Origin of the sequence: Streptomyces millisiae (genome assembly GCF_031845425.1) — a bacterium.
Lineage (GTDB): Bacteria > Actinomycetota > Actinomycetes > Streptomycetales > Streptomycetaceae > Streptomyces > Streptomyces millisiae.
The window spans coordinates 16,834-43,104 of record NZ_JAVREM010000040.1 but is presented as its reverse complement, the minus strand read 5'-3'; the positions used below and the strand labels follow the sequence as shown (position 1 = coordinate 43,104).

Genomic DNA, 26,271 nt, shown 5'->3' with positions numbered 1-26,271 from the left:
GTTTACCGGACCTGTACGCGGCGGACCCGTGAGGCGTGGCTGCCCGGCACGGTGCAGGGCTCGCCCGCCTGGGCCTTGCAGGTGGGACAGGACACCCGGGAGGCCCGCCGGGCAAGGTCCGCAGTCGTGGTTCCGCCCCTCGTACGCGGTTCCCTTTTCCGTTCCTCGATGATCGGCAGGAGCCGTTCGTCGTGGCCGCCGAACCGCCGCAGCGGCTGCCCCTCGGGGATGGTGTCGTAGCACTCCTGACCCGAGCGCGCCTTGCAGCTTGGGCAGCGCTGCGGGAGCCATCGCCAGCGGGCGACCTGTTCCTGAAGCAGGCCGATGTTGCCGTTGTTCCTGATGCGGTCTCGGGCGGACTGGACCTGGGTCTTCTCGGCTTCGCCCAGTGGGTGATGGGCTGCGCTGGCGGTGATCTCTCGCAGCAGCGCCCTGGCATCGCCGAAGCGTTCATCGTTCAGAGCGAGTTCGAGCTCGGCCAGGTACGTCGGCCGTTGTGCTGGGTCGGGCTTCAACCGCGAAGGGCGTTTCACGGGGGCCCGTGTTTTCGGCCTTCGCGTCGTGGTCTCGCTGTCTTGCCTGACGATCGCTCGATCGCGCTCGACCAGCCACTGCTCCGCGATGTCTCGGGCCTCCCGCACCGCGGGAGGCGAGGGCGTCCTGCGGCCCAGAATGTCGTCGCATTCCTTGATCAGAGCGCGGACGGAGCGGGTATCGCGGGAGACGCGCGCGGTGGCCATGCGCCGCAGGAGTTGGCTGATCTCCGGTGTGATGCGGGCCGGTTGGTCGGGCCGCTGGACTTGGTGGCGCGCCGGCCGTCGGGCCACAGGCTGGTCGGGCAGGTGTTTCAGCGCCGGAGTGATGAGCCCGGTCGGCCCGATGGCGCATTCCTCGGGGCGGAACCACTCAGTGCCGCGGGCGGTCTGGGTGCCGATCAGCACGCGGCGGCCGGTGCCATCGCTTTCACAGCGGATGCGGTGCACGTAGGGAAGGCGTTCGAGGGTCCGCCGGTCGATCGGCACACCGGCCTCGACGACGACCCGGTGCGCGGCCTCGCGGCTGTCCCAGTCGGGCGGCACGGCCCCGTTCATGTGGATGGTCACCGCCGCGCCGTCCTCTCCGAGCCGCAGCTGCACCACGGAGCCGGCCGGGGCCGTGCCCGGCTCCGAGCAGGCCACCTCGCCGGCCAGACGGTGGGTGGCCAGGAGCCTCTCGGCCGCGGCCTTCACGTACAGGTGGTCGGCGCTGGTCACATCACGGGCCCGGCGGCTACACGGCGCCCGCTTGACGTCGGCCTCGGTGTCGGCGTGGTGCGCGAAGTGACACACGCGATCCACGTACAGCTTCGTCGTCAGCTGCCGGCCGCAGCCGCCCAGCCAGGTCCCGCACCAGAAGGTGTGACCTGCGTACCGCTGGCGGAACGCGTCCAGTTCGATCGCCTCCAGCGGCAGCACCAAGGGCTCCTGGGAGTCAACGGACCCCAACACCGCTGTCTGAATCCGCCGCCGATCCCCGCTCTGCAATCCGCCGCTTCGTGGCACCGCGCCCCCACACCGTCCGCCTCTGCGAGCTCGATGCTCCCACTTCACCCTGCACCGCGACAGACCACGCTGCGGCGGCGTGAGCGCCGTGCCGGCCGTGGCCTTCAGCCGTCGTAGGGGTTGTGTCCGAAGTGGTCGATCTTCCGTTGGTCATCGCGGCGATCTCTCCAGCGACCTGGATGCAGGATGCGTAGCGGGGCGGCGGGCGGGTTGTTGAGGTAGTCGGCCCAGGGGCAGCCGGCGAGGTGGGGGCACCAGTCGATGTTGTTGTTGCAGTAGCGGCACAGCAGACCGCGAACAAGGCCCGAGAAGTGGTGATGGTCGACTTCGAGCCCGAGCGCGTTGCCGCAGCCGGCGCACAGCGGGCCGAAGGCGTCGACCAGCTGGGCGCGGATGCGTCCCAGCTTCGACTTCGACCCCAGGTAGCGGGGCCAACGCCCCATGTGGGCGTTGACGGGGCAGCGCTCCTGTGGGGCGACGGAGGCCGGGGCGACTTCTTCGTCCTCCAGTCGCACGGTCCAGCGCACCTCGGTGTTCTGGTGGCCCTTCCGGTCGCCGTCGCGGGGTGCGGTCAGCCGGTATCTGGTCCCGTCGGTCCACCAGTGGACCCACCGGTGGTGGGGCACGCCCTCGGGGTCGTCGTCGAGGTGATAGTCGGTGAACGGGCCGGCGTCGCCGCACAGCAGCGTCCGGTCGAGCCGGAGGTGGTAGCGGCCGTCGTTTCCGCCGACCGCCAGGGCGTCGCTCCAGTCGCCGCGGCTGAGGAAGTCCGGTACCCGGCAGGCCGGCCGCCGACTGTCGAGGCGGACGTGCTCGTCGAGGTCGTCGTAGTCGTACAGCCAGGCCCATCGCCACAGCATGACCTCCCGACGATGCTCGGGCAGGTCCTCAAGGGAGCCGGCCGGCACCGGCTCTCCTGTGGTGCCTGTGGTCATCTTTCTCCCTCCCGCCGCTGCCGCTGCTACAGCTGGTTGCTGGCGGCCACCTCGGTGTTCAGGCCGTACCTCGGTTGACCTCGAAGCGTCGGAACAACTCCGCGAAGAACTGCTGCAGCATCGCGTGGGCCTCGTCTCGGCGGCGGAGCTCGGCGGTGCCGAAGTGGAAGACTTCGTAGCCCCTGAGCTTGAGGTCACGGTCGGCCTGCATGGTCGCCGCGTACGTGGTGCCGTCCGGTCGGCCGTCGGGAGTGGTGAAGTGCTGGGAGCCGTCCACCTCCAGGACGACCCGCTGGCCGTGGGGAAGCAGCAGCAGGAAGTCCATGCGCTGCCTCAGCAGGGCATCGGCGCCACGCTGCTCGACGGTCTTCGGGTCCCAGTGCAGCCACACCTCGGGCAGCAGCACTGGCAGGTTCGGCACGGCTGAGCCGTGGATCTCGTGGTACAGCTCGTGCAGGTTCCGCTGCTCCGTTGAGTTTGCCGGCAGGCACTGGCGGAGCCTGGCGTAGAGCGAGGTCTTTGCTTCGTCGTCGCCGGCCAGTTGGTGGGTGTCGCGCCACCAGTCCTGCAGGTCTCGCCACCGAAGGCCGTCGGCCGGGATCGGGCGGTCGTAGATCAGGACCTTGTCGGCGTTCGTCACGATCTCGATGTCGTTGTCGAGGGCACCGCTGAGGCGGAGGTCCGGCTTGGCCAGCGAGGCGAAGACCAGGTTCTTCGGCCTGCGCGTGCGCGCCAAGCCGCTGGCGACCGCCTGGAAGATCGGGTAGCCGCCGTCTTCCCGGGTCTCCCGCAACTCGACCCCAGCAGCCCGCAGATGCTGGTTGATGACGTCAACGAGGTACCGTTGACCCGGCTCGTCAGGGATGACGTCTGGTGAGACCAGACCTTCGAGGAACCGTGCGAACCGCGCGTCGCCCGCCTCAAACGCCCCGAGGCGCTCGAACAGCTCCTCGGTGCTCCAGTCGCCAGGATTCCTGAACACGTGCCGGTCGATCTCTCGTCGGAGGCCTCTCAGGGCTGCCCCGAGCAGATCAGCGAACGAGAGCGGGTCATCCAGCACCCACAGCTGGTCGAGGAGGTCCCGGAGACGGCCGCCGCTGAGCACCAGGTCCTGGACATCAAGGGCGCGGGCGATCTCCCGACGGGCCTTCTTGGGTATCGCCACGGTGCTGCGCAGTGCCCACAGTGCGTCCTGGACAGCGTTGCGGGTCGTCGCGTCGAGCCGCTCGTGGAGGAGGACGCGCTCGGCGACCGTCGGCAGATCAGCATCCGCCAGCGCGGCAAGGCTGGATCGGACACGCTCCCGTTTCGAGCCCGCTTCGTGCGGGATGGGAGTCGGCAGCCCCAGGCGCTCGCAGGCGTCCGCGAGAGTCGAGTGGGTGGTGCGGTCACCCAGGTCCCCGAGCACGCCGACCACGAGCTCCCGCAACGCCATCAGGTCACTGTTACCAGTCACCAGCCGATCGTGGCAGACGTCTCTGACAACGCGTGGGGTTGCTCGACGCCCGAGGTGGGCGGGCCGGCCGCCACGGCGTCGCGATGGGGTGCTGCGCGAAGCGGTGGCCGCCGGTAGCCTCCCCAGACAGCGGACAGGGGAGGGTCGTTGAGGGCGATGATGGAGTTCGGCGTCGACGGCTGGGGGCGCTGAGTGCCGGCGACCGCGTGGGACACCGCCACCAGGCGGGTGATCTGGCTGGGCGAGGGAGTCTCCGGCCTTCCCGCCGGTCTGGCGGACGGGCGGTACGAGTGCCGGGCCTGCGGCGGGAAGCTGATCCTCAAGGGCGTCGGGCCAGGCAAGAAGGTCTCGCCGTACTTCTCCCACCAGGGCGGCGGATCGTGCGCGGCGCCGGCCGAGGAGACACGGATCGACGCCGAGACCGAGGTAGTCATCCAACTCCGGGACACCATCCGCGCGATCCCCGGCGTGACCGCGACCACCGAGGTCCCCGACGAGTCGCCAGGTGCCTCGGGGCAGCTGCCGCCGGTGATCATCGCTCAGTGCGATCACGTGACGGTGGCCATCGAACGACCCGGCATGGTGCTGCCCGAGCCGGAGGTGCTCACTCGGCGGGTGCGAGCGGTGCGGGGGCGGCATCCTGGCGCGTTGCATGTGTGGTTCCTCCGGCGGGACCCGGCCCAGTTCGGGCCGGCCGGGGAACTCGAGGTGTTCTACGGCGGGAAGACCCACGTGCACCAGACGGTCGCGCCGACCGAGCAGCAGGAGGCCATCGTCGCCGCCGGCGGGCACGTCTTCTGGCTCGATGGGAAGCAGGTGCTCATCCCATATGGCGTCCACGACTTCGTCCACACGCCGCGGCCCGAGCAGGACTGGACGAACTGGCCCGGCTGGAAGCGGGACCCACGGCAGGACTGGCGGATCAGCAAGCCGCAGCCGGCGGCGGACGCCGGACGCTGGGGCCTGGTGCCCATCGCGCTCGCCACCATGACCCACACCCGGGCGTTCTTCCGCCCTCAGCAGGCCTACCAGGTGATGGACGAGCTCTACCGCAGCCAGGCCGGCCGGCACTCCTGGCGCCACCGGCACGCCCGAGAGGTCTACCAGCAGCGCAACACGCCACGCGAGCCGGCGCCACCGGTCGTCTCCGCGGACACGTCGCGCGCGGATCAGGGCCAGGCCCAGGCGGCCGGGGAGCGGACCGCACCACCGCCCCGCGAGCCCGCCGCTGCTCCGCCCACACCTCCGGCGCCGCCGGCGGGCGAGTCGTTGAGGCCGGCCCTCGTCCCGCCACCACCGGCCTACCCACCGCGGCCGCCGTCAGCCGCGCCGGCGCGGCGGCCGTGGTGGCGGCGCATCCTCCCCTCTGGACGGCGGCGGTCGAGCCGATAGGTATGCCGCCCGGGCCGGGGCCGAGCTCGGGTCACGTCTCGTCCGGACGGTCCCTGCCGCAGATCCGCCGGCCGGCGGCGGCGTAGATGTCGTCTTGGTGTTCCCGAATGTCTCGGGCGAGGTCGCCGAGGGCGGCCGGCGTGGTGACGTCTCGCGGAGCCGTCAGCCGTCAGCCTACGTCGCGTCGCCTGCCTGGGCTTGCCAGTGGGCGAGGTTACGGCGAGTACTCTGCGTGATGGGGTGGTCGGGACCGTGTATCCGGAGTTCGTCTTTCAGGATCTCCGCGTACGTCGCCGCGGCCCCGGCGGCGTCTCCCGCTCGGCCTTGCGCTCTGGCGAGTAGAGCCCGGGTGGGGAGAGTGTTGGGATGATCGGGGCCTAAACCGTCCACCAGTTCGGTAAGGGCGACTACCGCGCTGGTGGCGTCGCCTGTCTCTCCCTCCCACCAGGCAAGGTTCGCTCGGGCGATCAGCGTGTGGGCGTGGTCTGAGCCCAGCGCCCGAGCCATGTCAATTACCAGTTGATCAAACTCCGCAACCGCGGTGGTAGTGTCGCCCGACTCCCCCCGCCCCCAGGCAAGGTTGTTCCGGGCGGAAAGCGTTTGGGCATGGTCGGGACCGAAGATGCGGACTGCACTTTCCACAACCTCGCTGAGTGTCGAAACAGCGCCGCGCAGGTCGCCAGCCGTTACCCGCAGAAAGGCGTAGTCGTTCCGAGCAGCATAGGCATCAGGGTGGTCAGGGCCGAGAAGTTTGACCGCTTGGTCCAGTACCTCGGCCAGCTCAGCAGCTGCGCCGGCGGCATCCCCTACGAAGCTCTGGGACCGGGCCAGGTAGCGCTGGACCGTGAGGGCGCGGGGGTGGTCGCGACCGAGGTACTCGGCTGTGATGGTGGTGAGGTGGAGGAAGTGCTCACGCGCAACGGTGATTTCGCTGCCTCTGCCGAGACTTCGGCCAGCATGAGTAACCACCTCGTGCACGTCGGGCCTGTAGAGAGCATCTCTGGCAACGTCGGCTAGGGCAGTGGTGTTAGCGAACCAGGCTTGGTCAATGCCGGCATCGGGCCAGGCATCGAGGACGGCGTCGGCGGCGGTGCGGGCGATGTGGTGATGCTGCTCGGTGGTGAGGGTGTCGCGGACAGCGCGTTGGACGAGCTGGTGCACACGCACCGCTTGGTGGGGCGTTTCTGGGCTGTGCTGGATGAGGCCGAGGCGGTGTAGCGCTCGTATCGCAAGCACGGCCTGCTCGATGGTGACCTCGCCACCACTCTGCTCTCCATGCGTGGAAAGGTGGGTGAGGGCCGGCGGCGAAGTGAGGACGCCCTGGGGGATGCCGCTGGGGGCCAGGAACGCCGCGAGCTGAAGGAGGGGTCGGGCCAAGCCCCGCGGGCGGAGAGCGTTGGCGTGGTCGATGGAGATGTCCCAGGCAGCGGCGGCGGCATGGGTTTGTCCGTCGGGCAGGACATCGGGGGCGGCGTCGGCGAGGGCTCGGGTGTGGTCGGCCAGCATGGCGCGGTAGGCGGCGGTGTCGAGGCCGGTGTCGACGAGGTAGGACGCGGCCTGAGACAGCGCCAGCGGGAGATGCCCGAGGGTGGCTGCGAGCGCGGCGAGTTGCTCGTCGGGCTCGGTGCGGTCGTGGGCCGCGAGGGCATTGGTGAGGTAGGTCAGGGACTGAGCCGGGGTGAACAAGTCGACCTCGATGAGGCGACGACCGCCCCCGATCAGGGCGGAGTCCTTGCGGCGGGTGGTGACCACCGTCCGGCCGTGGGGGTTGGCCGGCGGCCACCAACCCCGCAGGTCGGCGGGGTCGGCGACGTCGTCCAGCACCACCAGCCACCGACACTGGTTCCCGTGCTGCCGGGCCGGCTTCGGCTCGAGCCAGGCCAGGAACGCCAGCGCCGCCCCTTCCGGATCGGACGGGTCCGCGCCCAGCACTTCCACCCCGGCCTGAGCGAATCCAGCGACGACTGCGGCGGTGCTGCCGGCGGTGACCCACACCAGGACATCAAGCTCGCCGTTCCCCATCGCGGTGCGGGCGTAGTGGGCGGCGAGCTGCGACTTGCCGACCCCGCCCATCCCGCTCAGCACCCCGCCGGCAGCGGGTGTTGGCCCTGCAGACTCGATGACGGCGGTCCCGCCGCCAGAAAGGATCTGCCGGAGCCGGGCAATCTCACCGCGTTCCTGGTGGCACTCCGCCCGCGGTGGAAGCGTCCCGACCTGATGCGGCCATGCCGCAGGGTGACGCGGCGCCGCGTGGTGATGTTGGTGAAGTTGCCCGATCGCCCCGGCCGCCAGGCCACCGGCGGCCGCGGCGATTACCTGGTTGGCGGCCGCACCGTTGAACGGGATCGTGGCGACGGTGACTTCGGGACTGCTACTCCTGTCCGAGGAGAGGGGCGGTGGGGCGCCGGGTTCCGTCAGCCCCGCGACGGATCCGGCCCTGGAGGGTTTCCCGGCGCGGGGCCGAGCGTGACATCACCCATTCGCAGGGCCGCTGCCGAGCCGCTCTCCGCCGTGATGTGCACGTCGCCGGCGATGGCCTGTCCGTCACCCGACGCCGACACCCCGCCGCCAGCCCTGGCCTGCAGTTGGCGCAGCAGCCGCTCCAGGGCAGTGGCGAAGGCCGGGTCGCGCTCCACGGCATCCTCCAGGGAGTCGGTCAACCGCCGCCGGGTGCGCTCCGACGGCTCGCCGAGCCCTGCTTCGGCCTCCTCCACGGCCCGTTCCAGCGCCGGGTCCGTGCCGAGCTTGCCGGTGATCAGCTCGCCCAGCCGGTGCACCCCGGCGTCCAGGGCCTCCTCAACGCGCGCTTCGGCGCGCCCCGCCACCCTGCTCATCAGCCACGCGAACACGTACCCGACCGCGACTTCCATACCCACGAGCAGCCCCTCCCCCGGCCAGGCTGACAGCACCGACCGTCACCGTCCGACCTCGCACCCACGATAGACGCGGCGCGCCCCGGCATCCTGCCTCTCTACCCAGCCATTCCCCCCGCCGCGCAGCCTGGCGCTCGCCGTCCCTTTCTTCCGGCGGCCATGCTGTAGCCGGTTAACGGACGGGAGGCGGCGGGCCAGCAGCTTGAGCCACCAGCAGTGCTACCGGACAACACAGATGTCTGGCGGTACGGACCAGTCCAAGCCTTCTCTGGCGAGGATCTGCCGAGCCACCCCGCGGGCCTGGCTCCACCCTTCGTCGCTGCGCAGAGCCGCGGTCGTCCACCGGTCCGAGGACCCGTCGCGGGTCATTTCAGCGAAGAACGAGTCGATCAACCGCAGTTGAGGCAGTGTGTCCGGGTTGAGGACACCCTCCTCTATCAGGCGCTCAGCCATGCGGAATGCGTCGTCGAAGTTGAGTGGGATCTCATCCACAACGACGCCGTGTTTCTCCAACCATGCCGCCTGGGCAGGCGCATCAGCCGCGACCACGGTCAGAGCCTCCATCAGGAAACGGCGACGTGACGCGGGACCAGGAGTCTCCACGTTCCGATCGTCCCATGCCCAGCACGGTGAACACGGCTGCACCCAGCAGCGTGAATGCCGGGTTGGAGCGCTCGTTGCGCGGCCGTGCTGATCACGGCCTCAGCCCGCCGCCCCCGTCTGCGGGGGACCGCACCACCGTCCCAGGGCGCCCGCCGCTGCTCCGCCGGCGCCTTCGGCCAGTGAGCGGTCCAGGCCGGGGCTCATCCCGCCGCCACCGCCGGGTCTGGGCGGGTACGGGCGGCGCGGAGGTGGCACAGACACGCGCCTCGACAGTGATCGCATGTCCCGTGGTCACGGTGCCAGCGTTCGTCGCACGGGGCGCCGCAGGGGTTGCCGTCTGTACGCTCACGGGCCATGGACACCGTGTGTGGTGGGTAGAGGCCGGCCCCGCCCGAAAGGTAGTAGCCGTTGTCCGTGGCGAACATGCGCACCATGCTGATCCGCAGGGTGCGCCCCTTGTCCGGGCCTTCGAGGACTGTCACCCAATCTCCGGCCTGATACACAGCATTCCTTCCCCTGCCGCCGATGCCCCGGGGCCGACACCGGCCGGCCTCGGCTTGGAGTGTACGGAGTAGCTTCTCCATCGCGCTGGAGAAGCCGGGAGACGCGGTCGACAGCGCTGGGCAGAGCTGCAGTCAAGCTCCGGCCCGACGCAGCTGGATCCACTGCCATGGCGAGAACACCAAGGTGCTACCAGGGTCCGGGGTGGTTGGGCAGAGCGTTGTTTCCCGACGGGCTTCGATGATGGTCACCACTCAGGGGCCGGGAACCTCCAACCTTCTCCGGGACGGCTCGGGGGCATGGCGCGGCGGACGACGTTGTGGTCGTTGAGCAACAGGTAGCCGGCGGCGTGCAAGTGGTGCAGGTGCGTCCAGACCTTGTGCTCGGCAAGGACGTGTTCCCCTCCGGCGCAGTTCAGCCGGGGGCAGACCTCGGCGTGCGGGCCTTCGTCGTCGCCGGCAGCCTCGGCAAACACGGCGATGGGAACACGTCTTGCCCCTGCGGTTAGGTCGTCGCTGTCGGCGACCAGGATGGCGCCTTCCTGGATCTGTTCGTCCAGGTACGTGGCCGCCACTGGGACCCGGCCCTTGTAGATCGGCACGAGTAGGGACCTGACTCGCTCGAACCACAGCCGGGTATCGAACGGCGCGGTCGACGTCAAGATGAACGTGCCGGTCACCGGGTCTGGCATCACCCACTCGCGATATCCCTCATACGGCGGATTGCCGTGGAACAAGGGGTTCATCTCCAGCAGGCGCTTCTCTCGGCGCAGCTTGGCGGCCTTAGCCGCACGCTTGTTCTTCGGGTCCCTGGAGTCCTTCGCCACCGATCGTCCTCTCTTCCGCCGCTGGTTGAGGGCCCGCTGGCTTCCGGCACTCTTGTTCCCAGCTGCGCGCCAGCGGTCTCGGGCGCGTTGTCCTCAAAAGGGCGGCTGTTCGTCGCCCGCCGCTGGCTGGCCGCAGGTTCAACGACGCGACGGACAGCGTCGTATGCGTCTGAGCGAGTGCTCCAGGGCCTGGCCGACACTCGCGCCGTGAGCCGGTCAACGGCGTCCCTCCCATGGCCATGGCAGGGTTCAACATTCCGCGGAACGGACCCGGCTTCGCGCGGTATGACTGATCACTCGGCCGTGTGACGCGCGGCCCGGTCCCGCGCCCCCGGGCGGCGCACGGCGCTATCAAGAGGCGCATGATCACATCCCTGCTACGTCTCGCGCTGGCCGCCGCCATGGCTGCCGGCACGTTCCTTGCAGCTTCCCCCGTCCAGGCCGCCGCGGCTGAGGTGGAGTTGCCGTTGTCGGAGGCCGTTGACACCCTGCCCGTCGCGGCCGAGGACCGCACCGGGTACTCCCGGGACCTGTTCAAGCACTGGGTGGACGCCGACCGGGACGGCTGCTCGACTCGCGCGGAGGTTCTCCTGGAGGAAGCCGTCGTGGCGCCTGAGGTCACGGGGCGCTGCTCCATCACCCGTGACACTGGCGAGTGGTACTCGCTGTACGACGGCGTCACCGTCACCAACGCCGGCAACCTGGACATCGACCACATGGTGCCGCTCGCCGAGGCCTGGGACTCCGGCGCCAGTCAGTGGGACGCCCAGCGGCGCCAGGAGTACGCCAACGACCTCGGGGACCCGCGCGCCCTGATCGCCGTCACCGCGAAGTCCAACCGGTCCAAGAGCGACCAAGATCCGGCCGAGTGGCTGGTGTCCGACGAGGAGGCGGTCTGCGAGTACGTGGCCAGCTGGACCGCGATCAAGCACCGGTGGGGCCTCACGGTAGACGAGGCCGAGGCAGCCGCCCTGGCCGAGGCTGCGGCCGGATGTGAGGACGTCACCGTCCGCGTGACCCTCGCCTCGTAGAAGGTCGCACTCCGAACGAGCGATGCCCTCGTCTCGAACCGGTGACGGGGGCATCGTTCGGGTTTGCACGCACGCTGGCGGGCTACCACCGCGAGGTGACGACAACGCCCGCAGCAGCCAGTGGCCACGCCATCCGCACGCTCCAACAAAGGAAGCTTCAGCTCATCCGCCAGCACCGCGCTGAACAGCAACGCCTGGTGCGTGAACTCCAGGCCGGCCTGGCCCAGATCGATCAACTCATGGCCGAGGCGGCCGACGGTAGCCTCGCGCTGCCCTGCCTCGTCTCCCCGGCCACCAGCCCAGGAACCGCCGTGTACCACTCCAAGGACCAGCCGTGCGGCTGGGTCTGGATCCACGGCCTCGACGCCTTCGAGGAATGTCCCGAGCACGACGCACTCCAGCGCCACCTGACACGCTGTACGGCCTGCGACTGGAAGACCGCCGCGACCACCTACGCGCACAACAACGCCCAAGGCAGCTGACAGTAGACGGCCGGTAGGACACCATGGCTGGTTCACTCTGACGCGCCTGTGGCGCTCCCCCGCGAGCAGTACGACGTTCCCGAGCGGGCGCCCACCCTCTCCAATCCCATCATCTGACAGCGCAGCAACAGGGAGGGGCGCACCAGCGGCGCGCCGCGCCCCTGTGTGCTACAGCGTCGGCAGTGCGAGCTCGAACCAGACGAGTTTGCCGGTGGACAGGCGTGTCGCGCCCCACTGCCTGGCGAGTCGCTGGACGAGGTACAGGCCTCGCCCGCCCTCGTCCGCCGGTCCGGGCTGGCGCAGCCGTGGCAGCTGTGGCACGTCGTCGCCGACCTCGCAGCGCAGCACGTCCGTGCGCAATAGGCGGAGGGTGACTGGGCGTTCGGCGTACCGGACGGCGTTGGTCACTACCTCGCTGACCAGCAGCTCTGCGGTGTCGCATAGGTCTGGTAGCTCCCAGGCTTCCAAAGATTCCCGAGTCAGGCCACGAGCCTCGCGTACAGACTCCGCTCGAGGGCTGAGGCGGCGAAACGCCACGCGTTCAGAGGCGATGCCTTCAAGTCTGGCGGCGAGGAGAACGACGTCGTCGTCTCGATCGCCGGGGCCGACGTTGTTGAGGACCTCGTCGCATAGTGGCTCCAGCGGAAGCGCCGTATCCGGCCGGGTGAGCCCGGAGATCGCCGCCAGCCTCTCGCGCATGCGCTCGATGCCGGTCCACACGTCCCTGGTACGCGACTCGACCAGACCGTCCGTGTAGAGCAGCAGGGTGGAGCTGGCCGGCGCGTCGAACTCGACGGTCTCGAAGTCCACGCCGCCGACGCCGATCGGCGCGTTGGGCGGGAGCTCGACCAGCTCCGTCGATCCGTCGACATGCAGCAGCACGGGCGGCGGATGGCCGGCGTTCGCGGCGGTGATGCGGTGCGCGACCGGGTCGTAGACCGCGTAGAGACAGGTCGCCATCCGGTCGCTGCCGAGACGTCGCACCTCCTCATCAAGCTGGTGCAGCACCTCCTGCGGCGGCAGATCCAGCCCCGCCAGGGTGCGCAGTGTGGTGCGCAGCTGGCCCATGATGGCGGCCGACGTCGTCGAGTGGCCCATCACGTCACCCACGACCAACGCCACCCTGCTGCCGGGCAGCGGGATGGCGTCGTACCAGTCACCGCCCACGCGGGCCGACTGGGCGGCGGGAAGATAACGACTCGCGAGCCGCACCCCGGTGGACGCCGGCAAGTCGTCGGGGAGCATGGTCCGCTGCAACTCGTCGGCGATGGACGCCTCACGGCCGTACAGCATGGCCTTGTCGACGCCGAGCGCCGAGTGGGTGGCCAGCAGCGCCGCGACCTGCAGGTCCTCCTGCTCAAAGGACTCGCGATCGGGCGGCCGGAGGAAGACCGCGACGCCGATCACCCGGCGCCGGCCGCGCAGCGGGGCGATGATCGCGCGCCGCTCCTCGGTGATCCTGCCCGGGGGGATCCTCAGCTCGTGCAGCGCCGCCCTGGGGACCGGGGACTCGGCGAACTGCGGCCGCACCCCGCGCATCACCTCGGCCAGCGGGCCGTTGCCTCGGACCTCGAGGGATGAGGGGGCGCCGGCCAGCAGCGGCAGCATCGAGTCGGTGGCGCCGACCGTGTCGAGGGCCGCGGGGTTGCCGAAGGCCGGGAACTCCGGCATGTGGTCGGTGCGGCGGAGCTTGAGCACCCAGGGGAAGACCGGCATATCATCGCCGACCGGCATGGGGTCGAGCATGTAGACCAGGATGGCGTCCGAGAAGGCCGGGACCGAGGCTCGGCACAGGCTGAGCACGATCTCCTCCGCGTCCATGCCTCGCGCGATCTTGCGGGTGGCCATGCCGATATACCGGGTGCGGTCGGTCTCCCGCATGCCGTGCAGTTGCCTGGCGAGCGTGGGGTCATCTGGCAGGTCGGAGGGGTTGTTCCCGGTTGTTGCGAACAAATCGGCACCGCTGGGTACCGCGGGCCCGGACTGCTGCCAGCCGATCTCTTCGGCCGCGTCTTGGACGGCTTGGTGCTCTCGGTCGAGCACATCGCTGGCCTTGGCCAGGACCTGGTCGACGTCGTCGAGGATCGCGTCCTTGGCTTGCGCGGTCTCAGTGACGTCGGGCAACGGGATGTCCGCAGTGCCAAGCCGTTCGGCGTCGCTGGCCGGATGATCGCTGAGAGAAGCGATCTCCGCTTCCAGGGCCCGGATGCGTCGTGCGGCATGGTCGGCCACCTGCTGAGCGGTATCGCGTTCCTGTTCAGCACGCTGGAGAGCACGACGCAAATCGCCTTCCTGCTGGACAGCTCGTTCAAGGCGCTGATCGGCCGTGACGCGTTCCAGCGCTGGGACGGGAACGACTCGCAAGGCATCGGCTTCTCGGCGGAGCTCGGCGACTTGAGCTTGAGTGCGCCCCAGCATCCCGAACAGGAAGGTGGCCAGATGAAGCGCCTGAAGGCGCCCCTGCTCACTGGTGTGGAAGGCGCGCCGGTGTCGTTCAATCTCGTGTTGAAGCTGGATGGTGCGGTCCTTCTCGTCCAGCAGCTTCTGGGTGAGGACCATCAGGTCAGCGCCTACTGCTGCCGCAGGCTTCTGCGCGACCTCCCACAGCCGTCTCAAAGGGGCGAGGCGACGTTCCGTCGCCGACTGTGGCTCGTCAGGGAAGCAGATGTCCGCGACGGCCTCGACCAGGCTGAACGGTGTGCCCTCGCCGTTCAGCTGCTGCCGCAGCTTCTTCACGCTTGGGACGACGCCGTCTTGGAAGTGCTCGCCGACCAGCCGCTCGTGGAGCCTGGAAACGTTCATCCCGGACTCATCGAGCCACGTCCGGACGGTCAGCACGACCTGGTTCATCTCCGGGCAGTTACCCCGCGGCGGCGTCCATGGACGCCCCGCCCTCTTCCCTGCCATCCCACCCCCACCGCCCCCGGGTTGTGACGGAACAACCCCGTGTTGTGGTCGGAACAATACCGAGCCGTTTGGATGAACGGCGCCGAAAGAGACAAGGTCAGCCGTGTCAACACACGCACCGCCACGGAACCCGGACCGCCGGAACCCCGGCTAGGAGGAACGACCAGAGATGGATGCCGCCCCGCCCGCCCAGGACGACAATCCCACCCCGCGTTTCGATCGCCTGGCCCGATGGGTCCCGGCTCTGTCCGGGTTGATCACCTCGGTGACGGTGCTCCTCCTCTTCCTGAGCGGCAACGTCCATGCCATCCCGGCCGTGGCTGCCTTCGGCGCGGCAGTGACCGGCGGCACCGCGGCCAGCCGGCGATGACGCCGGTCTCACCGGGGTTCCGGTGCCCCCTCGCACGGGTAGTGCTTCGCGGTCATGTCGTTCAGGGGAGGCACGTTGGCAGCGATCTTCAATAGGTTCAGGTCCGGGGACGCGGACGGCGCGGGAGAGGTGCCGCTGCTGGAGCGCCCGGCGCCACCGGAGCCCGCCGTGTTCGACGGCGCGGAAGCGGTGGACGGCTACGTGGTGTTGCGGGGGGAGACACCGTACGGAGGGGTGGGGCTGGCGCACTGCCTTCGGAACAGCAACGGCGACCCCCGCCATGTCGTCGACGAGCTCTACAGCCGGCACTGGCCGCGGCTGGCCCAGCGCTACGCGACCGTGGTCGTCGCCCAGGGAGCGTGGCGGGCCTCGACCTCTCGCTCGCCCGAACTCCTCGCGCGAGACATCCTCCCCGCCGAATACGACGGGGAAGGTGTCGTGCGCACGTCCGACTCGTACCGCCCGTCGTGGAAGCAGGTGGCGACGGTCCTCGGCACGCCGGCGCCGTACTGGCTGCCCGCGTTGCGCGATGAGGAGGCGATGCGCGCCTGGCGTCCCGGCCAGCCACCCGCCGTCGTCCCGGCCAGCCATCACCGGGAGGCGATCGGCCAGCTGACGGAGCTGGCCGCGGACGAGCCGGAAGGCTCCCCGGCCGGGCAGGTGTGTCTGTGGCTGGCGCGCGAGCTCCGACGCCGCGATCACCGCTCCGCGTTGCGCGACACGGAGGATCTGCGCACAAGCGCGGACAGCGGCCAGGACAGTGCCCACCTGGTGCTCGGGGCGGTGCCGGCGCCCCTCCTGCGCGGTGGAGACAACGAGCAGTTGCCGGAAACCCTGCGGCGGGCGGGCTGGCTGGCGATCACCGAGCGGCGGGATGTGCTGGCACACCGAGTCGCGCGCTTGTCCCGGATGTGGAACGGCGGGGACGACTGGCACACCGGGGAGCCGGTGTCGGCCAGGCCGGACCTCTGCCCCACCGCGGCGGAGTGGGCCCGACGCTTGGAGAAGACGCCCCGCGACCAGGCCCCGACCGTGCTCCAGCACCAGGTGCTGACCGCCGGCCGGGACCCCAAGAAAGACGAGTTGCTGCACGACCCCGTCACCGGGCTGCCGGCGCTGCGACGCCAGCAGCGGCGGGCCCAGCACCTGCCAGCGGACATCTACACCCTGACCCTCCAACGGCTACCGACCACCTCACCGCTCGACAGCGTCATCCTCAGCGGCGACACAGTGTGGGTCCGTACAGAGGACGGCAGGCTGTGGTTCGCCCCCGAGCGCTGCAACCACGGCGTCAGCTGGGGCTACAACGGCTCGGGCCCACACACGCTCGCCCAACTCCTCGACCGGCTCCTGGACGACATCTCCGCCCCCGCCATCGCCGGCGACGCCGGGGACCCACCCGCCGGCCTACTGCAACTCATGGTCACCACCCCGCAGGACACCCCCACCACCTACAGCCGCGCACAACTCCTAGTGGAGTGTCGCCGCTAAAGTTCGGGATAGAGGTGGCGGAGTCGGATCCTTGCGTCGCTGGCGGTGAAGTGCCAGTTGACCTGGCGGTGAGCATCGTTGGTGGCTTGCTGCCAGGCCGCGAGTTCGGCGTTGAGGATGTCCAGGTCGGCGATGCGGCGGTCGAGGCACTGGCGGGTGAGCGCGGCGAGTTCGATCTCGGCGATGTTGAGCCAGGAGCCGTGCTTGGGGGTGTAGTGGATCTCCAGACGGGCGGCCAGTTCGCGGGCCTTGTCAGGCTTGAACGTCTCGTAGAGCGAGCCGATGGTGTGGGTGTTGAGGTTGTCTATGACCAGCACGACCTTCTCCGCGTTGGGATAGTCCCAGGTCAGCAACTGGTCGACTTCCTCTGCCCAGTCCAGGCGGGTTCGTTGTCGGCGGGCGTTGACGCGGCGGTGGCCAGCCAGCGGCTCGACCCACACGAAGATCGAGCAGGTCCCACCACGCACGTACTCGGAGTCCTCCTTCAGGTCACGTCCCGGAGCGGCGGGGATCGGGTCGCGGGCGTGATCGAGGAGTTGGTAGGGCTTCTCGTCCATGCAGACCACCGGAACAGCAGGATCGTAGGGCCGAACGTAGACGTCGAGGACGTCTTCCATCCGTGCGACGAACTCGCCGTTTCCTTTAGCGGGGATGGTCCAACACTTCTTCAGGTGAGGACGAAGCGCCGTTTTTTAAAAATCTTCCCTATGGTCGAGTGGTCCAGATCCGGCATGTCGTCCATCAGCGCGACCTGCTTCTCCAGCAGTCGCAGCGACCATCGCGACCTACCTGCCGGAGGTGTAGAGCACCCCAGCGCGATCAGCCTGGCCTCGACCTCGCCGGTCACGATCGGCTCGACCGGCGGCGTGGACCGCTTCTTACGCCGGATCGTGGCCCCGACATCGCCATCATGCTCGACATACGCCCTGGCCACGTTCGTGATCGTCTGCGGGTCGACTCCGACCCTCTCGGCGACCACGCGTCGGCCCGGCGGCTCACCGACGCCCTCGTCTAACTCCAGCAGGATCCGCGAGCGCCGTACCTCCTGCGCCGGATGCGCGCCGGTCCGCACGATCCGGGTCAGCCATTCACGATCGTCAGCACTCAATCTCACCGACGGCAAACTCGACCTCGCCATGACACAGCCTCTGGCAGCAGATAGGGGGAAGACCGCCACGAACGGCCCACCACGACAACGACGACTTTTAGCAGCGACACTCTACTAGCCGCCCGAGCCGGCTAGGACTTGTCCTGCCGATCATGTGCGGAGCCAGATGACGAGGGCTGCGGCAGTCGCGGTTCCCAGGTAGATGTAGCCGCGCTTGTCGTAGCGGGTGGCTACGGCTCTGGCGTGCTTGAGCCGGTTGATGGCGCGTTCGACGGTGTTGCGCTTCTTGTATCGCTCTTCGTCGAAGCCGGGTGGCCGTCCGCCGCGTGAGCCTTTGCGCAGGCGGACGGTCTGGCTGTCGGTCTTCTCTGGGATGGTGTGCCGGATGCCGCGTTGTCGCAGGTACTCGCGGCAGGGGCCGTTGCTGTAGGCCTTGTCCGCCGCGAGGCTGTCGGGCTTCTTGCGGGGCCTGCCCGGCCCGATCCGCGGGACGCGAATCTTCTCCATTACGGGCTTGAACTGTGTGCAGTCCGCCCGCTGTCCCGGTGTGACGATCAACGAGAGCGGTCGGCAGTGGCCGTCCGCGCTCAGGTGGAGCTTGGTGGTGAACCCGCCCCGCGATCGGCCCAGGCCCTCACCGCCCGCACCACCTCCACCAGGCGGGCGACGAGGCTCTGCCACGGCGTTTCGCCCTGGTGTTCTGCCGCGTCGGCCCCCTTTGAGGCGGGCACCGGCGGCGGTTCGGTGCGGGCGCCGGCGGCGTGCTGATGCGCGCGGACGATGGTGGAGTCGGCCGAGATGTCCCAGTCGATCTCCCCGGCCGCATCGGCCTCGGCCTGGACCTGCTGGAGTAATCGCTCCCAGGTCCCGTCAGCCGACCACAGTCGGTGGCGTTCATAAACCGTCTTCCACGGACCGAACCGTTCGGGCAGGTCCCGCCACTGAACACCCGTCCGTACCCGGTGCAGAATCCCGTCGATCACCTGCCGGTGGTCCCGCCACCTGCCACAACGCCTGTTACTGACCGGCAGGAACGGCCGCAGCCGTTCCCACTCGGCATCCGTCAGATCACCCCGCTCCATGTCCACATCAACGACCAGCACACGAAGTAGTCACATGATCGGCAGGACAAGTCCTAGCCCCAAGGCCGCCCCGTCTCGCTCTGTGCGCGGGACTGTGCGCTGAGGCGCCTCGCGGGACGGGCGCTGCTGGGTCCCCACTCGGGCGCCAGCAACCGTCTGGTCAGGGACACTGCGACACGGCGTGGCGCTCGGGGTGGGTCGTGACCTCCGGCTCCTGAATGCACAGACCCTCGCTGTCACTCGGAGGCTGGCGGATTCGAGAGAAACCAGGTGGTCAAGCGCTGTATGGCGGCATCCCGACTTTCGGGCGGCTCGTCTTCGAGAACGCACCGGGCGGCGTACGCCCGGAGGGGCTCATAGAGGTGCCAAGTGCCCCGCGCCTTGCCTTCAACCAGATGCACGCCCTCGAGTCGTTCCATCAGCCGCTGGACAGTGGTAAACGGCTGGCCGGCCAACGCTGCGGCAGCTCCCAGGTCGATGTCCGGTCCTGGATGCAGCCCTAACAGTCGGAACATCCTGGCTGCCGGAGGGTCGACCTGCCGGTATGAGGAGGAGATGGCCTCGTGGACGAAGTCGTTTTCGTCCATCGTCAGAACGTCGAGGTTCTTCGTGGCCAGGTCACCGACCAGGTCCGCCACTCGGTAAGAGGCGCGGGCGGCCACCTTTTCAGCAGCCACACGCAACGCCAGGGGGAGGTGGGCGCACTGTTCGGCCAGGGCTCGAATGGCTTCCGTCTCGTCCTCAGCTTGCGAGCCGATCGCTGTGGTGAGCACTGCCTGCGACTCCGCAGGCTCCATCGGGCCGATGGTGAGGCGCGCCGCGCCGTCCCGAAGCACCAGTCCGGTCATTCGGCGCCGGCTGGTGATGACCACAGCGCATCCCTGCGCCCCGAGAAGCATGGGTCGCACCTGAAGACCGCTCGCCGCGTTGTCCAGGACCACGAGAAGGCGCTTGCCCGCTGCGGCACTCCTCATCATCGCCGCCCGCTGTTCGATACTCGATGGGATCCCGTCGACGGGGACGCCCAGCGCGGTCAGGAAGCCGTCGATGACACCTCCCGGATCGGCACGCTTCCCGCGGGCCACGAAGCCGCGCAAGTCGGCGAAGAGGACTCCGTCGGGGAACTCGTGCGCGACGCGATGGGCCCAGCGAATGGCCAGGGCCGTCTTGCCGGCGCCTGCTGGCCCGTCGATGGCCACGGTCATCACGGTGCCTGCCGACTTGGCTAGCTCCAGGTGCTCATCTAGCAGTTCGAGCTCCCGTTCGCGGCCCACGAACATAGCCCCCGCGCCTGCTGGCAGTTGGGCTGGCCGCGGCACCCCCTCTTGTGTGCTGCCGGATAGACGGGCCCGGGCCAGCGCGACGAGTTCACCACCCGCCTCAAGCGCGTCGTCGCAGGCCTGCGCCAGTTCCAGAGTGGGTTCACCTGTACCGGTCTCAACTTTACTCAGCCAACCAGCACTGTAATGCGCCAGATTGGCCAGTTTCCTCAGCGTGAGCCCTCTTTCATCCCTCAGTCGACGCAGCGTGGCTCCGAAGTCCAACTCACCAGTGCCTGCACCTCTCATCCGAGACTTCCCCGCTTCCGGCGCGAGCAGTGACCATCCGCCTCAGGGGCGGGCCCAGGTTCACCCCCGGGCGGGAGTCACATCAGCGCGGTCAATCCCATCTTCCGTAGTTCACGGCCTATCCCACACGATCACTAGTGGGATCACCAGGAGGCGCCGTTTCCGGAAGTGCTACTTCCGGAAGTAAGATTGCAAACGGAAGTCGAATGCACGTGCATTCCCCCGCAGCGTTGAGTGAGTAGACTGACACGCAGCGAGAGACTACGCCCATCGCGTGTTCGCTCCTGGCTTTCCGGCCTCAGACGATTCGTGAGCCGCACCTCGAGTTTCATGATCAAGGGTGGAATGCAATGCCGCGACTGGAGAGTTACCGAGTCCCCGAATTGCCGCATCCTCGTCTGCTGAAACCGGCCAATCACCATCTCACGGCGGCTAGTGCCCATATGTGGGAGTGGTGCACGAGACACGAGTTATTGCACTCTCCTCGCGTTCGCACTCGGTTAGAAGTCACACGGCCCGATCTGCTTGCTGCGCTTTACTATCCGCATGCCGATGCAGGGATCCTCTCCGATATGGCCTGCTGGCTCGCTTGGGCTTTCCTCATCGACGACGAATTCGACGAGGGAGAATGGGGCAGAGTCGACACCGAACATCGCGTAGAACGGCTGGAGTGGCTTGTCCAGGAGACGCCATCCGGAACAGTCGCGCGTACCAGCGAACCACTCTTGTGGGCTCTCGTTGAGCTCCTACCCCGAATAATGCAGAACCGGACCTCAAACTGGTCTCAACGATTCGCCAGCAACGTTAGGTCCTGGCTTCGCACCTATGCGACTGAAGCCGCGCACCGAGCGGCCGGTTATGAGCCACCCCTCGAACTATATACCCTTCACAGGCGTGATTCCTACGGGGCTCCGTGGCTGCTGGACCTGTGCGAAGTGGAAACCGATTGCGAACTGCCGGACACCCTGGACAGTCTGCCCGAGCTGAAGAAAATCCGTGCTGTCACTGCCGATTGCCTTACGCCAGTGAATGACGTCTACTCCGTTCCAAGAGACGCGGCAACAAACTACCTACACAATGCAGTGTTGCTCACAGCGAGTCAGTATGACTGCACGCCTCAGCAGGCGGCAGCGCGCGTCGTCCACAGGCTTCGGCGTCAGATCGACGCCTTCAGGCATGCCCGCGCCTCCCTCATCACACGCCTAGGTTCCTCGCCCATCCCCGCCCCCGCCCTCGCCATCAGGAACGTCGATCGACTGACCGATTCGTACCAGAACATGATTGCGGCGAATCTCGCATACCACCGTGAAGCTGCGATGCGCTACGAGCTGCCCTAAGCCGCTAAGAAGGCGACGAGCCATCAACCACCATGCGCCACCCAGGGAAGAGATCGAGTCCGAGCAAGAGTGAGTACTGGGCGACAGGCACATCAGGTCGATCGGGCCAGTACACGGCGTGTCGCCGCTTCTCGAACAGCGGCTCACACGTTTCGCCCCTATGCATGGCCTTCGGAACGTCGACGGTCTGCGCTCGCAGCACCGTCGGGTACCTCTCCATATCTCCCCTGATCTCCAGATATGCGAGATTGTCCGGGGCGTGGCGGGCTGCAATGTTGAAGAAAATCAGCGCGGCCAGCAGCCAGTCCTCGTACCAGTTCGCAAGTACCCGCGGCGCCAACTCGTGAAAGAGGACGAACCGAACCATATTGGCTGTCGGATCGTTCCTGCTCCCGGTGCACGCCCACCCATAGAGCTCTTCAAATTTCTCATTGTACGCCATGACATTCCATTCCGAATCCATGACGTAGACGACATGAGGAGAGCGCGAGATGGTCTCTTTGATCATTCTTCGGTAGAGTGAGAATTCTGGATCCTCGCCGAGGTTCCCTCTCGCTGCCGGAGGCGGCGTGTTCCCGGAGACAAGCTGATGGAGAAGCCATTCATGGCGCTCGTCCAGGTTAAGTATCCTGGCAATAGCCGGGAGTTGCCCAGGAGGTATGGGGACTCGTCCGGCCTCCCAGTCAAAGTAGCTTCGGGTGCTGATATACAAGCGTCGCGCCACCTGCTCTTGGGACAATCCGAGCGCCTTTCGATGGCTCCGCAGGAGCTGCCGTAACAGGTCTCGGATCTCCCTTTCCAGCAGACCAGCTACAGGCTCCCCATCTCGTGCCGCCTTCTCCACTGCTCCTCCCCTACGAGTGAATGGGTGGCCTATGTTGATGGATAGGCACCCCTGCGGCGAGAACCTCCCCAATTCTTCGCCGCTTCTTCAGTTCTTAAGATCGACCACTCAGCTATGAGGGATTCTCGGTGGCCGAGGCATGCGTTATCGATCCCCGCAGCGCCTCCCCACGAGGTGCTCGTGCGTCGTTGGCAGCACGTGTGACATCGGCGTCATCAGGGATGTTCCGGATGCCATCCGATGCGCTCATGTCAGTAGAGAAGGGCTGGGGGGACCAAACCGCGTTGGCAGAGACGCCACTTGAGGCGTGGCGCCGGGTGTTCATCCACCACTATCACGCCCTGGGCCCCACTCTGCAAGGTGACAGAGTTGTCTCGTACAGATCTTGCTCAGCCTCGTCGTACAGGGAGACCATGTCGACGGCGGTAAGGGAGGGACATGTCAGCACCACGTTCTGGGCCAACCGTGGCGCTGCGTCTGGTCGCCGCCGACCTTCGGGCGCGCCGCGAAGCAGCGGGCATGACTATGGCTGCAGCCGCTGGCATCCTCAACGCACACGAGATCACGATCAGTCGCATGGAACGTGCGATCACGTCGCTCAAGCCGAGGCCCGTCGAGCGCCTACTACGGGCCTACGGTACGGAGGAGCGCGAGATCGACGAGATGCTCGCCAAGCTGGCCGCGGCGAACCGGCCTGGCTGGTGGCATGACTACCGGGACCTGCTGTCCGGCAACTTGGCGGGTGTGATCGATCTTGAATCAGGAGCAGAGATCATTCGTGCCTACGAGCCAGGGCTGGTGCCCGACCTCCTGCAGACCCCAGACTACGCTCGCGCTCTACTCCGAATCAGATTTCCGCATGAGGCAAAGAGTCAGGTCGAGCGCCGCCTGGAGCTACTTGCTGCCCGTCAGCGTGCGGCCTTCGAGCGCCCGTCGCCGCTGCGGTTCTGGGTGCTCATCGAAGAAGCCGCACTTCAGCGCCGAGTTGGCGCCGTGAAGGTGATGGAGAAGCAGGTCGAGTACCTGAACAGGTTCGTCGCTGACAGGTCTTCCAGGGTCGCTGTCCAGGTCATGCCGCTGACGGCTCCCCCCCATCCGCTCCTGACTAGCGGCCCCGCCGAGGTGCTGCGCTTCACTCACGTCCATCTGGCCGACCGGCTGGTCGTTCGAGGGCTGCATCGGGAGGCGGTCACCGTAACCGACGACATCAACGCGATCCGTACGTACATGAGAGCCTTCGAGGACTCGTGTCTGTCGGCACCATTACCCACGACCCCCATCGCCATGAGGAGTATCCCGGCATGACCCAACACACCGAAAAGCCCGCACAGATCGACACCTCACGCCCGCACTCAGCCAGGTTCTGGAACTACCTACTCGATGGCAAGGACCACTACCTCCCCGACCAGGAGCTGGGCGACTACATCAAAGAGCATCACCCCGTCGTCGTCGACGCGGCCCGCGCCAGTCGCCGCTTCCTGGCCCGCTCAGTGCGCCACCTGGTCGAGGAAGCCGGCATCCGTCAGTTCCTGGACATCGGGACCGGCCTGCCGACCGCCAACAACACCCACGAGGTCGCCCAACGTCACGCCCCCGAGAGCCGCATCGTCTACGTCGACAACGACCCCGTAGTGCTTCTTCATGCCCGGGCCCTACTCACCAGCACCCCCGAGGGTGCCACGGCATACGTCGAAGCCGACGTGGCCGCGCCCGACCTCGTCCTGGAGAAGGCCGCGGAGACCCTCGACTTCGCCCAGCCAGTCGCGCTGATGCTCCTCTCGATGCTCGGACACGTGGCCGACCCCGATGAAGCCGCCGGACTGGTTCAGCACTACATGAGTCGGCTTTCGTCTGGCAGCCATCTGGTGGTGTGCGACAGCATCGACTCACCCGAGATGCTCGCCGCCCAGGAGGAGTACGCCGCCTCGGGGGCCGTTCCCTACATCGTCCGCACACGAGAGCAGATCGCCGCGACCGCAGCGGGCCTCACCATCCTGCCGCCTGGAATCGGTCCTGTTACCGAATGGCACCCTGACTCATCAGAGGAGCCTCTGCCAAGTGGAGACCAGTACGGCTTCGTCGCCCGCAAGCCCTGACACCCCTCGCTCTCTATGACTGGGTGTCACCGAACGCGTCGTCCAGGTTCCGGTCGGTGGGCAAAGTCCGCCTCGCGCTGTCCTTCCTGATTGCACTGGTACACCGCGCCAGCCCGTGCCCGCGTCGCCCTGCGCGACTATGCCCACGCGTTGGAGAGGATTGTCACCTCCAGCCCCGCGCCCGGCGGTGCGTACACCGCTGCGGAGTGAGTGGCGGGGCGCGGTGGGAAATCTCGCCGTGAGCGTGCCGGGGTGAAAGAGGGGGCGGATGGTCAGTACGCGGGATCGGTCGGACACGGCGTTGCGGGTCGGGGACTATCTGGGGATCGCGAGGGGCCCGTGGCCACGCGGCGAGCCTCGCGGGGGTGCGGGTTTCGCGCGGATCGAACGCCTGGAGCGTCTTGACGATCCGTCGGGGCTGCTTGAGCCGCCTGACGACGTGCTCGGTGCCCTCCTTGTGGGCGCGGCGACGGATCCGATCGTGGTGGCGTTCTGCCATGGCGTTCCCGGGCCGCTGCTCTTGCGACGCGGAGATCACGAGATCTGGGATGACGTCGACCCGGAACGGCGTGCGCTCGATGACGGCCGGCCGTGGTGGGGCCTGGGCGAGCGGCCGCTGTTTGCCGGCGCGGCGCTGGCGCCCTGCCCGAACGCGGGCATCGCGAACGTGGGCAACGCGGCGCCCCGGGCCCTGGCGGAAGAAGCCGGGGTTGGCCGGCGACGCGCGGCCTCGTTCGCCAAGCCCGCGGCGAGCCTGCGCGCGGGCGACTATCTGCAGATCCACACCGAACGACTACCGGCGGTCGATGCGGCGCCCGACGAGGGCTTCTACCGCGTGGAGTGGCTTGGCCAGGTCGAGGACGCCGCCATGCCGGTGTGGCTGAACGACCGGGCGTGGGCCGGCGACGCTCTGGTGCTGGCGCGCGTGCACGAACTGCCGGGCACGCTCGTGCTGCCCGGCCGGCAACGGGTGCGAGTGCTGATCCAGCCGAACATCGAGCGGGTGGCGTGGGACCGCGAAGACCCATCCGGTGTCGGCTTCGCCTTTCGCCAGGTGCGGGAGATCGGCCGCGATCCCAGCGACCATCCCGTGCCGGAGCCGCCAGCGGACGAGGCCGCGCTGTATCCCAGCGTCTACCGCGACCCACGGGCCCGGAGACTGAGGCTGGAAGGGCGGGATGCGGTACGGATCGTCCCTCTGACCGCGCTGCCCTGGCCACACGGCCTCTTCAAGTGCCCCCACGCCGAGCGGGCCAAGGCCCTGGAGAGGACCTACCCGCGAGAGAAGGCCGCCGGGCAGGTCGCGCACGCCGAGTTGTTCGCACGGCTGACGCCCGAGGACTTCGCCGCCTGCCCCTACCACCAGCAGGAGCTCGACTGGCCGGCGATCGCCGCAGCGGTGTGTGACGCCTGGCGTTCGGTGCCCGCCGAGACGAAGCAGGAGCAGAGGTTCGAGGCCGTGGACCGTGTCATGGCCGACCCGCGCCTCACCGGCCAGGAGCGGGTGTGGGCGCAGCGCCTGTGCGCGGTGCCGATCACCTGGACGGAGGGCGCCTTGACCCTGACGGATGGGCAGCATCGGCTGTGCGCGCTGCGGGCCGGCGGCGTGGAGGCGATCGGAGTCGACGGCCGCCACCTCCCCGACGCGACCTACCCCCCTCCCGAGGAAGCCGCCGAGCACGCTCGGCGGACCGTGAAGGATTTCTGGACCGCCCACTGTTCCGCCCGGTTCGGCACCGGGCGGTGGGCGAGGCTCGCGACCCGGGCGGCGGTGCGCAGCCGCCTCGTCCGCCGCCTGCTGCGCGTCGGCCACCGGGGCACGTAGCGC

At 68.3% G+C, this 26,271-nt stretch carries 21 protein-coding genes and 1 pseudogene; 9 read left to right on the top strand and 13 right to left on the bottom strand.

Annotated elements, in window-relative coordinates; all coding sequences use genetic code 11:
* Positions 1-2: 2 nt before the first annotated feature.
* The 3 genes from RNC47_RS24250 to RNC47_RS24240 all read right to left on the bottom strand — a co-directional run bounded on the left by RNC47_RS24250 (position 3) and on the right by RNC47_RS24240 (position 3,911).
* Positions 3-1,454, bottom strand: a complete 1,452-nt coding sequence (locus RNC47_RS24250) for a zinc finger domain-containing protein (protein WP_311601662.1) — start codon at positions 1,452-1,454, stop codon at positions 3-5.
* Between the two features lie 191 nt (positions 1,455-1,645).
* Positions 1,646-2,476 carry an endonuclease domain-containing protein gene (locus RNC47_RS24245; protein WP_311601661.1) on the bottom strand — a complete coding sequence of 277 codons (831 nt, stop codon included), beginning with the start codon at positions 2,474-2,476 and terminating at the stop codon, positions 1,646-1,648.
* Positions 2,477-2,534: 58 nt separating this feature from the next.
* Positions 2,535-3,911 (bottom strand): AbiJ-related protein, encoded by a 1,377-nt coding sequence (locus RNC47_RS24240; RefSeq protein WP_311601660.1) that lies wholly within the window; start codon positions 3,909-3,911, stop codon positions 2,535-2,537.
* A 213-nt stretch (positions 3,912-4,124) separates the two neighbouring features.
* Between RNC47_RS24240 and RNC47_RS24235 the strand changes: the two genes are divergently transcribed.
* Positions 4,125-5,324, top strand: coding sequence for a hypothetical protein (locus RNC47_RS24235; RefSeq protein ID WP_311601659.1), 1,200 nt, complete (start codon positions 4,125-4,127; stop codon positions 5,322-5,324).
* Between the two features lie 174 nt (positions 5,325-5,498).
* Here the strand turns inward: RNC47_RS24235 and RNC47_RS24230 are convergent, their stop codons facing one another.
* The 4 genes from RNC47_RS24230 to RNC47_RS24215 form a co-directional block, all read right to left on the bottom strand.
* Positions 5,499-7,397 carry a tetratricopeptide repeat protein gene (locus RNC47_RS24230; protein WP_311601658.1) on the bottom strand — a complete coding sequence of 633 codons (1,899 nt, stop codon included), beginning with the start codon at positions 7,395-7,397 and terminating at the stop codon, positions 5,499-5,501.
* A 341-nt stretch (positions 7,398-7,738) separates the two neighbouring features.
* Positions 7,739-8,200 carry a hypothetical protein gene (locus RNC47_RS24225; RefSeq protein ID WP_311601657.1) on the bottom strand — a complete coding sequence of 154 codons (462 nt, stop codon included), beginning with the start codon at positions 8,198-8,200 and terminating at the stop codon, positions 7,739-7,741.
* A 216-nt stretch (positions 8,201-8,416) separates the two neighbouring features.
* Positions 8,417-8,761 carry a hypothetical protein gene (locus RNC47_RS24220; RefSeq protein ID WP_311601656.1) on the bottom strand — a complete coding sequence of 115 codons (345 nt, stop codon included), beginning with the start codon at positions 8,759-8,761 and terminating at the stop codon, positions 8,417-8,419.
* 787 nt (positions 8,762-9,548) lie between these two features.
* Positions 9,549-10,127: a hypothetical protein gene (locus RNC47_RS24215; protein WP_311601655.1), complete on the bottom strand. Its 579-nt coding sequence runs from the start codon at positions 10,125-10,127 to the stop codon at positions 9,549-9,551.
* A 362-nt stretch (positions 10,128-10,489) separates the two neighbouring features.
* On the opposite strand from RNC47_RS24215, the gene RNC47_RS24210 reads away from it, so the two are divergent.
* The gene (locus RNC47_RS24210) at positions 10,490-11,158 is read left to right on the top strand and encodes an HNH endonuclease family protein (RefSeq protein ID WP_311601654.1); all 669 of its coding nucleotides are present in this window, start codon (positions 10,490-10,492) and stop codon (positions 11,156-11,158) included.
* Positions 11,159-11,199: 41 nt separating this feature from the next.
* Positions 11,200-11,640, top strand: coding sequence for a hypothetical protein (locus tag RNC47_RS24205; protein WP_311601653.1), 441 nt, complete (start codon positions 11,200-11,202; stop codon positions 11,638-11,640).
* Between the two features lie 168 nt (positions 11,641-11,808).
* Here RNC47_RS24205 and RNC47_RS24200 read toward each other — a convergent pair whose 3' ends face one another.
* Positions 11,809-13,683: an ATP-binding SpoIIE family protein phosphatase gene (locus RNC47_RS24200; RefSeq protein ID WP_394814861.1), complete on the bottom strand. Its 1,875-nt coding sequence runs from the start codon at positions 13,681-13,683 to the stop codon at positions 11,809-11,811.
* Between the two features lie 1,033 nt (positions 13,684-14,716).
* Between RNC47_RS24200 and RNC47_RS24195 the strand changes: the two genes are divergently transcribed.
* Complete coding sequence (locus tag RNC47_RS24195) at positions 14,717-14,917, top strand: hypothetical protein (protein WP_311601652.1); 201 nt, start codon at positions 14,717-14,719, stop codon at positions 14,915-14,917.
* 75 nt (positions 14,918-14,992) lie between these two features.
* Positions 14,993-16,408: a hypothetical protein gene (locus RNC47_RS24190; protein ID WP_311601650.1), complete on the top strand. Its 1,416-nt coding sequence runs from the start codon at positions 14,993-14,995 to the stop codon at positions 16,406-16,408.
* Here the strand turns inward: RNC47_RS24190 and RNC47_RS24185 are convergent.
* The 4 genes and pseudogenes from RNC47_RS24185 to RNC47_RS24170 form a co-directional block, all read right to left on the bottom strand.
* Positions 16,405-17,061, bottom strand: coding sequence for an IS630 family transposase (locus tag RNC47_RS24185; RefSeq protein WP_311601680.1), 657 nt, complete (start codon positions 17,059-17,061; stop codon positions 16,405-16,407). The two genes, RNC47_RS24190 and RNC47_RS24185, sit on opposite strands and share 4 nt — an antisense overlap.
* 14 nt (positions 17,062-17,075) lie before the next feature.
* Entirely contained in the window at positions 17,076-17,522 is a 447-nt protein-coding gene (locus RNC47_RS24180; RefSeq protein ID WP_311601649.1) for a helix-turn-helix domain-containing protein, read from the bottom strand.
* 144 nt (positions 17,523-17,666) lie between these two features.
* Positions 17,667-18,598: pseudogene (locus RNC47_RS24175) on the bottom strand (IS5 family transposase).
* A gap of 236 nt (positions 18,599-18,834) precedes the next feature.
* A complete protein-coding gene (locus tag RNC47_RS24170; protein WP_311601648.1) occupies positions 18,835-20,142 on the bottom strand; it encodes a helix-turn-helix domain-containing protein in 1,308 nt (435 codons plus the stop codon).
* Positions 20,143-20,516: 374 nt separating this feature from the next.
* Here RNC47_RS24170 and RNC47_RS37650 point away from each other — a divergent pair, with 374 nt between their 5' ends.
* Positions 20,517-21,503, top strand: a complete 987-nt coding sequence (locus RNC47_RS37650) for a terpene synthase family protein (RefSeq protein WP_394814858.1) — start codon at positions 20,517-20,519, stop codon at positions 21,501-21,503.
* A gap of 4 nt (positions 21,504-21,507) precedes the next feature.
* Here RNC47_RS37650 and RNC47_RS24165 read toward each other — a convergent pair whose 3' ends face one another.
* The gene (locus RNC47_RS24165) at positions 21,508-22,347 is read right to left on the bottom strand and encodes a helix-turn-helix domain-containing protein (protein WP_311601647.1); all 840 of its coding nucleotides are present in this window, start codon (positions 22,345-22,347) and stop codon (positions 21,508-21,510) included.
* Positions 22,348-22,785: 438 nt separating this feature from the next.
* On the opposite strand from RNC47_RS24165, the gene RNC47_RS24160 reads away from it, so the two are divergent.
* The 3 genes from RNC47_RS24160 to RNC47_RS24150 all read left to right on the top strand — a co-directional run bounded on the left by RNC47_RS24160 (position 22,786) and on the right by RNC47_RS24150 (position 26,268).
* On the top strand, positions 22,786-23,652 hold the full coding sequence (locus tag RNC47_RS24160; protein ID WP_311601646.1) for a DUF5753 domain-containing protein: 867 nt from the start codon (positions 22,786-22,788) through the stop codon (positions 23,650-23,652).
* On the top strand, positions 23,649-24,443 hold the full coding sequence (locus tag RNC47_RS24155; protein ID WP_311601645.1) for an SAM-dependent methyltransferase: 795 nt from the start codon (positions 23,649-23,651) through the stop codon (positions 24,441-24,443). The genes RNC47_RS24160 and RNC47_RS24155 overlap by 4 nt, the downstream gene beginning before the upstream one ends.
* Positions 24,444-24,711: 268 nt before the next feature.
* Complete coding sequence (locus RNC47_RS24150; RefSeq protein WP_311601644.1) at positions 24,712-26,268, top strand: hypothetical protein; 1,557 nt, start codon at positions 24,712-24,714, stop codon at positions 26,266-26,268.
* Positions 26,269-26,271: the final 3 nt, after the last annotated feature.

Excerpts from the sequence above, each read along its gene's own strand:
- RNC47_RS24230 (WP_311601658.1), bottom strand. The coding sequence starts at position 7,397 with ATGGGCGGGGTCGGCAAGTCGCAGCTCGCCGCCCACTACGCCCGCACC.
- RNC47_RS24210 (WP_311601654.1), top strand. The coding sequence starts at position 10,490 with ATGATCACATCCCTGCTACGTCTCGCGCTGGCCGCCGCCATGGCTGCC.
- RNC47_RS24245 (WP_311601661.1), bottom strand. The coding sequence starts at position 2,476 with ATGACCACAGGCACCACAGGAGAGCCGGTGCCGGCCGGCTCCCTTGAG.
- RNC47_RS24160 (WP_311601646.1), top strand. The coding sequence starts at position 22,786 with ATGTCAGCACCACGTTCTGGGCCAACCGTGGCGCTGCGTCTGGTCGCC.
- RNC47_RS24195 (WP_311601652.1), top strand. The coding sequence starts at position 14,717 with ATGGATGCCGCCCCGCCCGCCCAGGACGACAATCCCACCCCGCGTTTC.
- RNC47_RS24150 (WP_311601644.1), top strand. The coding sequence starts at position 24,712 with ATGGTCAGTACGCGGGATCGGTCGGACACGGCGTTGCGGGTCGGGGAC.
- RNC47_RS24220 (WP_311601656.1), bottom strand. The coding sequence starts at position 8,761 with ATGGAGGCTCTGACCGTGGTCGCGGCTGATGCGCCTGCCCAGGCGGCA.
- RNC47_RS24240 (WP_311601660.1), bottom strand. The coding sequence starts at position 3,911 with ATGGCGTTGCGGGAGCTCGTGGTCGGCGTGCTCGGGGACCTGGGTGAC.
- RNC47_RS37650 (WP_394814858.1), top strand. The coding sequence starts at position 20,517 with ATGCCGCGACTGGAGAGTTACCGAGTCCCCGAATTGCCGCATCCTCGT.
- RNC47_RS24155 (WP_311601645.1), top strand. The coding sequence starts at position 23,649 with ATGACCCAACACACCGAAAAGCCCGCACAGATCGACACCTCACGCCCG.